This window comes from Streptomyces sp. BE20, assembly GCF_036322525.1.
Lineage (GTDB): Bacteria > Actinomycetota > Actinomycetes > Streptomycetales > Streptomycetaceae > Kitasatospora.
Window position 1 is genome coordinate 1 of sequence record NZ_JAQYWW010000550.1, and the last position, 581, is coordinate 581.

The 581-nt window shown below is 73.8% G+C and carries 1 protein-coding gene; it reads left to right on the forward strand.

Features of this window, described 5'->3' with window-relative positions; genetic code table 11:
- Nucleotides 1-42: 42 nt before the first annotated feature.
- Nucleotides 43-581, forward strand: a 539-nt coding sequence (locus PUR61_RS09135) for an acyltransferase domain-containing protein (protein WP_329877588.1), incomplete at its 3' end; no start/stop codon positions are given.

The following is a 581-nucleotide window of genomic DNA, read 5'->3' on the forward strand; positions in this document are numbered from 1 at the left end:
GCGCGTTCCGGGGCGTTGGTGGATCTCGTGGGTGACGGTGGGATGTTGTCGGTGGGGGCGCCGGTGGCGGATGTGGTGCGGTGGTTGGAGCCGTCGGGTGGGTGGGGTGATCTGTCGGTGGCGGCGGACAACGGTCCGTCGCAGGTGGTGGTGGCGGGTGAGCGGTCGCGGTTGGCGGCGTTCGTGTCGTGGTGTGAGGAGCGGGGGGTGCGGGCCCGGTTGGTGGAGGTGCGGTACGCGTCGCATTCGCCGCAGGTGGAGCAGGTGCGGGAGGCGGTTGTCGCGGGTCTGGTCGGGGTGCGGGGTGCGGTGCCGCGTGTTCCGTGGTTCTCGACGGTGACGGGGGAGCGGGTCACGGAGCCGGTGGACGCGGCCTACTGGTGGTCGAACCTGCGGGACCAGGTCCGCTTCGGGCCGGTCGTGGAGAAGCTGGCGGGGGAGGGTTTCCGGCTGTTCGCGGAGGTGTCGGGGCACCCGGTGCTCACCGTGGCGCTGGAGCAGTGCGCGCCCGACGCGGGGGTGTGGGGGACGCTGCGCCGGGGCGAGGACGGCCCGGCCGGGCAGATCCGCGCGCTCGGCGA